9 protein-coding genes are annotated in these 9538 nt (G+C 71.7%); 7 read left to right on the forward strand and 2 right to left on the reverse strand.

Annotation, left to right across the window (positions count from 1 at the left end; translation table 11 throughout):
* Positions 1–335: 335 nt before the first annotated feature.
* The 6 genes from AB0917_RS31905 (at position 336) to AB0917_RS31930 (ending at position 6991) form a co-directional block, all read left to right on the forward strand.
* Positions 336–518, forward strand: coding sequence for a Trm112 family protein (locus AB0917_RS31905; protein ID WP_018492918.1), 183 nt, complete (start codon positions 336–338; stop codon positions 516–518).
* A 185-nt stretch (positions 519–703) separates the two neighbouring features.
* On the forward strand, positions 704–1840 hold the full coding sequence (locus AB0917_RS31910) for an SIS domain-containing protein (protein ID WP_366823198.1): 1137 nt from the start codon (positions 704–706) through the stop codon (positions 1838–1840).
* 198 nt (positions 1841–2038) lie between these two features.
* Positions 2039–3268 (forward strand): mannose-6-phosphate isomerase, class I, encoded by a 1230-nt coding sequence (gene manA, locus AB0917_RS31915; protein WP_366823199.1) that lies wholly within the window; start codon positions 2039–2041, stop codon positions 3266–3268.
* Positions 3269–3355: 87 nt separating this feature from the next.
* Complete coding sequence (locus AB0917_RS31920) at positions 3356–4462, forward strand: cation diffusion facilitator family transporter (RefSeq protein ID WP_366823200.1); 1107 nt, start codon at positions 3356–3358, stop codon at positions 4460–4462.
* A gap of 272 nt (positions 4463–4734) precedes the next feature.
* Complete coding sequence (ahcY, locus tag AB0917_RS31925; RefSeq protein ID WP_366823202.1) at positions 4735–6192, forward strand: adenosylhomocysteinase; 1458 nt, start codon at positions 4735–4737, stop codon at positions 6190–6192.
* A gap of 169 nt (positions 6193–6361) precedes the next feature.
* The gene (locus AB0917_RS31930) at positions 6362–6991 is read left to right on the forward strand and encodes a hypothetical protein (RefSeq protein ID WP_366823203.1); all 630 of its coding nucleotides are present in this window, start codon (positions 6362–6364) and stop codon (positions 6989–6991) included.
* On the opposite strand, the gene AB0917_RS31935 is transcribed toward AB0917_RS31930, so the two are convergent.
* A complete protein-coding gene (locus AB0917_RS31935; RefSeq protein WP_366823204.1) occupies positions 6988–7974 on the reverse strand; it encodes an RDD family protein in 987 nt (328 codons plus the stop codon). The genes AB0917_RS31930 and AB0917_RS31935 overlap by 4 nt on opposite strands.
* A gap of 121 nt (positions 7975–8095) precedes the next feature.
* Between AB0917_RS31935 and AB0917_RS31940 the strand changes: the two genes are divergently transcribed.
* A complete protein-coding gene (locus AB0917_RS31940) occupies positions 8096–9103 on the forward strand; it encodes a stage II sporulation protein M (RefSeq protein WP_366823205.1) in 1008 nt (335 codons plus the stop codon).
* Between the two features lie 166 nt (positions 9104–9269).
* On the opposite strand, the gene AB0917_RS31945 is transcribed toward AB0917_RS31940, so the two are convergent.
* The coding region (locus AB0917_RS31945; protein WP_366823206.1) for a hypothetical protein at positions 9270–9538 on the reverse strand (269 nt) is incomplete at its 5' end.

The following is a 9538-nucleotide window of genomic DNA, read 5'->3' on the forward strand; positions in this document are numbered from 1 at the left end:
GGCCGGGCGTTTGCGGAAAATGGGGGCCGGGGGCGCAGCCCCGGTTTCGGGAAGGGGCGGGTAGGGGAACAGCCCGCCGCAGGCGCCCCCACCCCGCACCGGCAGGCCCCCCCGCGACCGCCCCCACCTCACGCCCGCCCGCTCCCGGCCCCCCGGCCTCCCCCTGGCCCCCCGGCCTCCCCAGGCCTCCCCCCCCCCGGCCCCCCGACCCACCCCACCGCCCCATCCCCGGTTCCCCACCCCCGGCCGGGCCGCGCCCCCGTCCCCCCAGCGGTAGGCTGACGACGCCTGATCCACGTGAATCAGAAATCGCACCGCTCGAAGGGACCCACCCCATGCCGCTCGAAGCCGGCCTCCTGGAGATCCTGGCCTGCCCGGCCTGCCACTCCCCGCTCGACGACCGCACGGCGGCCGACAGCCCGGAGCTGGTCTGCACCGGCACCGACTGCGGCCTGGCCTACCCGGTCCGGGACGGCATCCCGGTCCTGCTCGTCGACGAGGCCCGCCGCCCCGCCTGACCACGAGCGAAGCGCGTACGGGCACGTCGCGCGCGGCACCGGACCGGTCGGGACAGGGCGCACCGCAGCCGCACCCCAGCACAGGCCCCGCATCCCACCCCCGTACCACCCCGGCACCCGCCGAAGCCGCCGACGACCCCGCACCCGCGTCCCGCACCCCACCCGGTGATCGGAGGCCCACCGCCATGCTCGACGAGTCCTTGCTCGACGCCCCGGAAGCCCTGGCCCGAGCCGACCGCCGCGACCTGCTCCGCGGCGCCGCCGAGGCAGGCGCCCGGGTCCGCACCGCCGCCCGGCACGCCGCCGAGGCCGGCATCGGCGGACTGAACCCGCAGGGCCGCCCCCGCGCCGTCCTCATCGCGGGCCCCGGCACGGCCGCATCCGGCGTCGCCGACCTGATCGGCGCGCTCGCGGGCGCGGCCGCCCCCGTGACCCGCATCCGCCCCACGGGCGTCGCCCCGGCCCCGGGCGCCCTGCGCTGGACCCTGCCCGGCTGGGCCGGATCCGTGGACCTCCTCCTCATCGTGACCGCCGACGGCTCGGAGCCCGGTCTCGCCCTCCTCGCCGAGCAGGCGTACCGCCGCGGCTGCACCGTCGTCGCCGTCGCCCCCACCCGCTCCCCGCTGCGCGAGGCGGTCGACGGGGTGCACGGCCTGGTCGTGCCGATGGCGGCCGCCCCGCACGGCGAGTACGACGCGGAGACCTCGGCCGCCGGCCCCGGCACCCTGTGGGCGCTGCTCACCCCGCTGCTGGCGCTGTTCGACCGGGTGGGCCTGGTGACCGCCCCCGCCGACGAGCTGCAGAAGGTGGCCGACCGCCTGGACCGCACCGCGGAACGCTGCGGCCCGGCCATCGCCACGTACAGCAACCCGGCCAAGACGCTCGCCGCCGAGCTCGCCGACAGCCTGCCGCTGCTGTGGACGGAGGGCGAGGCCGCGGGCCCGGTCGGCCGCCGCTTCGCCGCCGTACTGTCCGAGCTCGCGGGACGCCCCGCCCTGGCCGCGGAACTCCCCGAGGCGCTGCCCTCGCACGGCACCCTGCTCGCGGGGGACTTCGCGGCGGGCGCGGACCCGGACGACTTCTTCCGCGACCGGGTGGACGAGGGGGAGACCCTCAGGGCCAGGGTCGTGCTGCTGAGGGACCGCCCGACGGGCGGCCTCAGCGCCTACCCGGCGGCCAGGGAACTGGCGCTCGGCCACGACACGCCGATCAGCGAGCTGGAACCGGACGAGGGAAGCGAGCTGGAGACCCTCGCCGAACTGCTGGCGATCACGGACTTCGCGGCGGTCTACCTGTCCCTGGCCTCAACGCCAACCCCCTGACAGAGGCGCACCCACAGCACCGCCCCACCGAGCCCCACCACCGCACAGCACCGCCCCACCACCGCACCGAGTCCCACCGCACCGCCCCACCACCGCACCGAGTCCCACCGCACCTCTGAGCCCCCCACTCCCACCCCACCGCCCCACCGCGCTGCCAAGACCACCCCACCGCGCCCGCACGACCCCGAGGACGACTCCATGGACCGGCTGTCCAACACCGTGCGCCCCTACGCCTGGGGCTCCACCACGGCCATCCCCGCCCTGCTCGGCACCGCCCCCACCGGCGAACCGCAGGCCGAGATGTGGATGGGCGCCCACCCAGGAGCCCCATCCCGCATAACCCGCCCCGCGACGCCCACGGCCGCAACCCCCACCCCCACCGCAACGCCCACCACAGCAGCCCCCACCACCGCACAGACGGACCTCCCCCTCACCGACGTCATCGCCGCGGACCCCGAAGGGGAGCTCGGCGCGGCCACCGTCGCCAGGTTCGGCCCCCGCCTCCCCTTCCTCCTCAAGCTGCTCGCGGCCGGTGCCCCCCTCTCCCTCCAGGTCCACCCCGACCTGGACCAGGCCCGCAAGGGGTACGCGGACGAGGAGGCCCGGGGCGTCCCGATCGACGCCCCCCACCGCACGTACAAGGACGCGAACCACAAGCCCGAGCTGGTCTGCGCCCTCACCCCCTTCGACGGCCTCTGCGGCTTCCGCAGGCCCACCGAGGCGGCGGACGCGATGGAGGCCCTCGGAGTCGACTCCCTGAAGCCGTACGTGGACCTCCTGCGCGCCCACCCCGAGGAGGCGGCCCTCCGTGAGGTGCTCACGGCGATCCTCGGTGCCGACCCGGCGGAGATGGCCGATACCGTGGCCGAGGCGGCAGCCGCCTGCGAACGCCTCGGCGGCGCCCACGCCCCGTACGCCCGCATCGCCCACCACTTCCCCGGGGACCCCGGCGTCCTCGCGGCGATGCTGCTGAACTACGTACAACTCCAGCCCGGCGAGGCCCTGTTCCTCGGCGCCGGCGTCCCGCACGCCTACCTCGACGGCCTCGGCGTCGAGATCATGGCCAACTCGGACAACGTGCTGCGCTGCGGCCTGACCCCCAAGCACATCGACGTCCCCGAACTCCTGCGCATCGTCCGCTTCGAGGCCACCGAGCCCGGCGTACTGCGCCCCGAGGCGTCCCCCTCAGGCGAAGAGCTGTACGAGACCCCCGCCGAAGAGTTCGCCCTGTCCCGCTACACCCTCGCGTCCGGCGCCGCCCCCGCCGTACTGACCGCCCTCACCCCCCAGATCCTGCTCTGCACGGCGGGGACCGTCCGGGTCGGCGAACTCGACCTGACCCCCGGACAGTCCGTCTACGTGCCGGCCGCCGAAGCGGTGGAAGCGTCCGGGCCGGGCACACTCTTCCGTGCCACGGTGGCGGCCTGACACACCGCCCCTCCCCGTGGCTGCAACAATGTGCCGCCGCAGTGCGGCGCCACCTGCCGCACACCGAGGAAGGGACACCACGCACCCATGAGCGCGTCCGGCGGAACCAAGGCGATCGTGGCGGCGCTCGCCGCCAACCTCTCGATCGCCGTGGCCAAATTCGTAGCGTTCCTCTTCAGTGGTTCCTCGTCGATGCTCGCGGAGAGCGTCCACTCGCTCGCCGACTCGGGCAACCAGGGCCTCCTGCTGCTCGGCGGCAAGAAGGCCAAGCGGGAGGCCACTCCGCAGCATCCGTTCGGCTACGGGCGCGAGCGCTACATCTACGCCTTCCTCGTCTCCATCGTCCTGTTCTCGGTCGGTGGCATGTTCGCGGTCTACGAGGGCTACGAGAAGATCAGGCACCCGCACGAGATCACGGCCTGGTACTGGCCGGTCGGGGTCCTGGTCTTCGCGATCATCGCCGAGATCTTCTCCTTCCGTACGGCGATCCGTGAGTCCAACCAGACGCGCGGCGACCGCTCCTGGACCGAGTTCGTCCGCCGCTCCAAGGCCCCCGAACTCCCGGTCGTCCTCCTGGAGGACCTCGGCGCCCTCGTCGGCCTGGTCCTCGCTCTCGGAGGCGTCGGCCTCGCCCTCGCCACCGGCAACGGCGTCTGGGACGGCATCGGCACCCTCTGCATCGGCATCCTGCTGATCGTCATCGCGATCATCCTCGCCGCCGAGACGAAGTCCCTCCTGCTCGGGGAGTCCGCCGGCCTCGAAGAGGTCGAGAAGATCAAGGCGGCCGTGGTGGACGGCGACACCGTCACCGGCATCATCCACATGCGCACCCTCCACCTCGGCCCCGAGGAACTGCTGGTCGCCGCCAAGATCGCGGTCCAGCACGACGACACCGCGGTGGAGATCGCCGACGCGATCAACGCCGCCGAGAGCCGGATCCGCGACGCCGTCCCGATCGCCCGGGTCATCTACCTGGAGCCGGACATCTTCAACGCCGCAGCCGCAGCCTCAACCGCTGGCGCATCCGCATCCGCAACCTCAACCGCTGGCGCTGGCGCCGCCTCAGCCTCAGCATCAACCTCAACCGAAGCCGCCGCAGCCGGCACCGACCCGGGCAAGCCCTCCGACGCCCCGCACCCGAAGGACTCCGGGACCCCGCAGGATCTCGGGACCCCGAAAGATCTCGGTCACTGACCCACCGCACACCGGCCCCGATCGGCGCGGTGACCCCTCACACACACCCCGTTCTCCGAACGGGCTGGGGCTCACTGGGCCGTTCGGTGTAGATTCGGATACGGAACAGACGTCGCTGCTGATGGCGGTCGACCGGTCCGCAGACGCGAGCCGGGCGAGGGACAGAGGGCCTCCGACGGACTGCCCTGCGAACGCTCGGGCATTCGTGTGCCTGTCGCCGCAGTGTCAGCCCAGACAGCCCACCTCGAACGCATCACGAGGAGCAGCCCGTTATGACCACGGCCACCAACCGCCAGGACTTCAAGGTCGCCGACCTTTCTCTCGCCGCCTTCGGCCGCAAGGAGATCAATCTCGCCGAGCACGAGATGCCCGGCCTGATGTCGATCCGCAAGGAGTACGCCGCCGCTCAGCCGCTGGCCGGTGCGCGGATCACCGGTTCGCTGCACATGACCGTGCAGACGGCCGTGCTCATCGAGACCCTCGTGGCCCTCGGTGCGGAGGTCCGCTGGGCCTCCTGCAACATCTTCTCCACCCAGGACCACGCCGCCGCGGCCATCGCCGTCGGCCCGGACGGCACCCCGGAGGCCCCGGCGGGCATCCCGGTCTTCGCCTGGAAGGGCGAGACGCTGGAGGAGTACTGGTGGTGCACGGAGCAGGCGCTGACCTGGCCGAACACCCCCACCGGCGGCCCGAACATGATCCTGGACGACGGCGGTGACGCCACCCTCCTCGTCCACAAGGGCGTCGAGTTCGAGAAGGCCGGCGCGGCCCCGGACCCGTCGACGGCGGACAGCGAGGAGTACGCCTACATCCTCACGCTGCTGAACCGCACGCTCAGCGAGTCCCCGCAGAAGTGGACCCAGCTGGCGTCCGAGATCCGCGGTGTCACCGAAGAGACCACCACCGGCGTCCACCGCCTCTACGAGATGCACCGCGACGGCACCCTCCTGTTCCCCGCGATCAACGTGAACGACGCGGTCACCAAGTCGAAGTTCGACAACAAGTACGGCTGCCGCCACTCCCTGATCGACGGCATCAACCGCGCCACCGACGTCCTGATCGGCGGCAAGACCGCCGTCGTCTGCGGCTACGGCGACGTGGGCAAGGGCTGCGCGGAGTCCCTCCGGGGCCAGGGCGCCCGCGTGATCATCACGGAGATCGACCCGATCTGCGCGCTTCAGGCGGCGATGGACGGCTACCAGGTCGCCACCCTCGACGACGTGGTGGAGCAGGCCGACATCTTCGTCACCACGACGGGCAACAAGGACATCATCATGGCCTCGGACATGGTCAAGATGAAGCACCAGGCGATCATCGGGAACATCGGCCACTTCGACAACGAGATCGACATGGCCGGCCTGGCCGCCATCGACGGGGTCGTCAAGGACGAGGTCAAGCCGCAGGTCCACACCTGGACGCTCCCCGACGGCAAGGTCCTCATCGTGCTCTCCGAGGGCCGCCTGCTGAACCTGGGCAACGCCACCGGCCACCCCTCGTTCGTGATGTCCAACAGCTTCGCGGACCAGACCCTCGCGCAGATCGAGCTGTTCACGAAGCCGGAGGAGTACCCGACCGACGTCTACGTCCTGCCCAAGCACCTGGACGAGAAGGTCGCCCGCCTCCACCTCGACGCCCTCGGCGTCCGGCTCACGACGCTCCGCCCCGAGCAGGCGGCGTACATCGGTGTCGAGGTCGACGGCCCGTACAAGCCCGACCACTACCGCTACTGATCCGGCACCGCCGGCAGCCCGAGAGGGCGGCACGGCACCGAGGATCAGCAGCACGTAGCAAGCAGCAGCAGCCAGCACTCAGCGGCTGACGAGACAGGCCCCCGCACCCCCGTGTCGGGGGCCTGCCCCGTCACCGCCCCCGTACGGCCCGAGGAACCCGAAGGACCCCATGCCCCGCGGCAGGTATTCGCTCCACGATCTCCACGATCACACTCCCCTCGGCGAAGAACACTTCCACTGCGCCCCCGGCCCCTCCGGCTGGCGCTACGTCTCCCAGACCACGTCCCCCTCGGGCGACCACCTCGGCTCCGTAGACCTGGCCCTGGACGAACTGGGCCGGCCGATCCGTCTCGAACTCCACTCGGCGAGCTGGCAGGTACGGGGAGCGGCCCTGGAAGGCGTCACCTGGGTCCGTACCGACCCGACCGGAACCCATGCCACCGAAGGCAACGTCCGCGCCCACGCCTTCTCCGGTACTTCCCCCGCGTTCCTCGTCGCCCTGACCCGACTCCTGCGCCTCACCCCCGATTCCCCCGAGACCCGCGTCCGCGTGGTCACCTTCACGGACCCGGTCCTCGCGCCGCGTACCGGCGACCAGTCCTGGGCTCTGGTGAACAGTGAAGCGCACGCCACTGACAACGGCCCGCTGATGGTGGACGAATACCAGGTCAGCGCCCTGGACACCGGGGAGAGGCACACCGTTCACGTGGCCGGGGACGTCGTTCTCGCGGCACCGGGCATCGAGCTGGAGCACCTGGAGACACCCCCGTCCCCCCGCGCCTCCCCGTACGCCGACTAGCCGGGCGGAGCGAACCCCGACGAGGAGCCTCCCGTACCCTCCGGCCCCTCCGCACCCGGATCGGCACCACCGCCAGGCGCCCCGAACCCGCCGGCCCCGGCGCCCGCACCAGACGCGGCGGGCCCCACCGGCCCCACCGGCCTAACCGACCCCACAGGTCCAGCAGCCCCAGCCGACCCGGCAACCCCCGCAGGCCCACCGCCAGGCACCGACGCCCCGGTGTCCGCGCCCCGCGCCCCCACGAACACCCGCCGGGCATCGCGCGCCTGCCGCTCATGAACCACCGCAGCCAGGAACGCGGCCGCCGGGACCCCCTGAGGCGGGGCGATCCCCGTCCGCATCACCAGCTCGTCGGCCAACCGCCCGGCGATCGAGCCGCCGACGACGGGATCCAGCTGGTGCATCCGCGTGAGGTACTGCCGTATCGCGAGCCAGAGCTCGTCCGGCACGGCGGACAGATCCAGTTGCGAGAACCGGCCGACCAGCCACGGCGGGGGCGGCGGCACGGCGACCGACCGCTTGACGGCCACGCGCTCCCGGATGACCAGCGTCCCCGCGAAGACATCACCGAGCCGACGCCCGCGTGCCGACACCAACGACGCGATCGAGGCCACGACCCCGAACGTCATCAGGATCTCCACGGCCCCCATCGCACCCCGCACGAGCGCGTGCCGGAACCGGATCGGCCCGCCGTCGTCCCGCACCACGCGCAGCCCGCAGGCCAGCTTCCCGAGGGAACGCCCATGGCTCAGTGTCTCCACGGCGATCGGCCCCCCGATCAGCACCAGCAGGAACAGAGCGACCGCGATGGCCGCGACGGCGGCTTCGTCCAAGGTCATGGAGGCGATCCCCACCAGGACCGAGACCAGCATGAAAACGCAGAAGACCACCGCCAGATCGATCGCCGCCGCCAGCGCCCGGCTCGGCAGCCTCGCCGGCCTCAGTCCCAGGACCACCGCGTCCCCGGTCACCAACTCGCTCATCGCGCCCCCACTCTTCCCCGGCCTTCGCTGCCCCCGGCCGGACCCAGTCTGCCAAGCTGACCCGCAACGCGCCGCAGTAGTACGACCCCGTACGCACCCATGCCTGGAGCAGCAGCCGCCCATGGACCTCGACGTCTTCGTCACCGCCCACCGCACGGAGTGGGACCGCCTCGACCACCTCCTGCGCCGAGGACGCCGTCTGACGGGCGCGGAGGCGGACGAGCTCGTCGTCCTCTACCAGCGCACGGCCACCCACCTCTCCCTGATCCGGTCGACCACCCCCGACCCGCTGCTCACCGCCCGCCTCACCCAGCTCGTGGCCCGAGCACGGGCGACGGTCACGGGTACCCGCAAGGCCTCCTGGCGCGATGCGGCCCGCTTCCTCACGACGGGATTCCCCGCCGCGGTCTACCGCTCACGTCACTGGTGGGTGCCCACCGCGGTGCTGTCCACGGTGGTGGCGGCGCTCCTGGGCTGGTGGATCGGCACCCACCCCGAGGTCCAGGCGGCGATAGCCGCCCCGGATGACCTCCGCGCCATGACCCGCCCGGGAGGGGAGTACGAGACCTACTACTCCAGCCACCCGGCGGCGTCCTTCGCCGCGCAGGTATGGACGAACAACGCGCAGGCCGCCGCGATGTGCCTGGTCCTGGGCGCGTTCCTCTGCGTACCGGTGATCTGGATCCTCTTCCTCAACATGCTCAACCTCGGTGTCGGCATCGGCCTGATGTCCTCCGCGGGCCGCCTGGACGTCTTCCTCGGCCTGGTCCTTCCCCACGGCCTGCTCGAACTGACCGCGGTGTTCGTGGCCGCGGGTACGGGGCTTCGCCTCGGGTGGACGGTGATCGACCCCGGCCCCCTCTCCCGCCGAACCGCCCTCGCCCAGCAGGGCCGCGCCGCACTGGGCATGGCCATCGGCCTGGCCCTGGTGCTGTTCGTCTCCGGCCTCATCGAAGGCTTCGTGACTCCCTCAGGCCTTCCGACCTGGGCCAGGATCGCCATCGGCATCGCCGCTGAGCTGGCCTTTCTCGCGTACGTCTACATCCTGGGCCGCCGCGCGGTACGCGCCGGCGACACCGGCGACCTCACAGCGGTCGAACGCAGCGCCGAGCTTCCCTCCGCCGCCTGACCACCGGTGTGCGTTCGCCCCCGCTGAGCTGCTAGTCTCCTCTTCGCCCACAAAAACCGTTGACACGGCAGATGTGGGGAGGTAGATTTAAACGGTTGCCTCGGACTGGACAAGGTCCGAGTGAAGCGCATAGTGTCTGTCTCGCTCGAGCCGGGAAGTTTCTGAACTATCCCGCAGAGCCGATGATTCCCTTTATCTCGAATCGCAAGCCGTTCATTCGGCCGATGTGCTTCTGATAAAGTCGGATCAGCCGAAAGGCAAGGCCACTCCACAGGCCGCCGGAATTCAGATTCGTACCGGAAACGGAACGGAAAAAGAGTCTGGTAAAGTTGGAACCGCTGGAAAGGGAAAACGCGAAAGCGAAGAACCTGGAAAGCGCCCCGCTTCGACCGGGAATCGGACACGGAAGAGTCTGATAGAGTCGGAAACGCAGGA

Source organism: Streptomyces sp. NPDC007346 (assembly GCF_040703535.1).
In the GTDB taxonomy this organism is placed as follows: Bacteria; Actinomycetota; Actinomycetes; order Streptomycetales; family Streptomycetaceae; genus Streptomyces.